This is a genomic window from Lysinibacillus sp. VIII_CA, assembly GCF_049943995.1.
Classification (GTDB): Bacteria; Bacillota; Bacilli; order Bacillales_A; family Planococcaceae; genus Lysinibacillus; species Lysinibacillus pinottii.
Genome location: NZ_JBNFXM010000071.1, coordinates 1 through 666, shown reverse-complemented (window position 1 = coordinate 666; position 666 = coordinate 1). Strand labels below are relative to the sequence as shown.

At 34.4% G+C, this 666-nt stretch carries 1 protein-coding gene; it reads left to right on the top strand.

Translation table 11 applies throughout. The features are described from left to right. Positions 1-22: 22 nt before the first annotated feature. A partial coding sequence (locus tag ACP3VS_RS24220) for an AMP-binding protein (RefSeq protein ID WP_426390292.1) occupies positions 23-666 on the top strand: 644 nt, incomplete at its 3' end.

Here is a 666-nt window from a genome sequence, read left to right as displayed (position 1 = left end):
CCAAAAATTGAATGATACGTGTATGGCACTGCCACCATACTCTTCTATACAGGAACGGTTTTATCAGCAAGTGTATAAAACACCCAATTCAATTGCAATTTCCACTGAGGATAGTTCATATACCTATGAAGAGGTAAATCAATATTCTAATCAAATTGCTCATTATTTGATTGAAAAAGGAATGCAACCCAATGATGTAACTGCTATTTTCTTAGACCGAAGCTTTGAAAGTATTGTATGTATGTTAGGCGTTCTCAAAGCTGGTTGTACCTATGTGCCAATTGATATTAAATATCCGTCAGATCGTGTATCGTATATCTTTAACGACAGTAAGGCAAAGCTAATTCTTACGAAAAAAGCTTTAAAAAAGAAAATACAAACGTATAATGAACAAGTGTTTATAATTGAAGATATTTTGGCATCGTCTTCCATTAAAGACATCTTAAGTAAAAATAGAGTGGATGACACAGCATATATAATTTATACCTCTGGATCGACGGGGAATCCGAAAGGTACATTACTCCGACATGCTGGCGTACTCAATTTAGTGGAATGGCGTTTAAAAACATTTTGTATCACAGAGCAAGAAGTGTTATCTCAATTTTACTCTCACAGTTTTGATTCCTCTGTTTCGGAAATTTTTTCTGCTTTATTAACTGGAGCAAG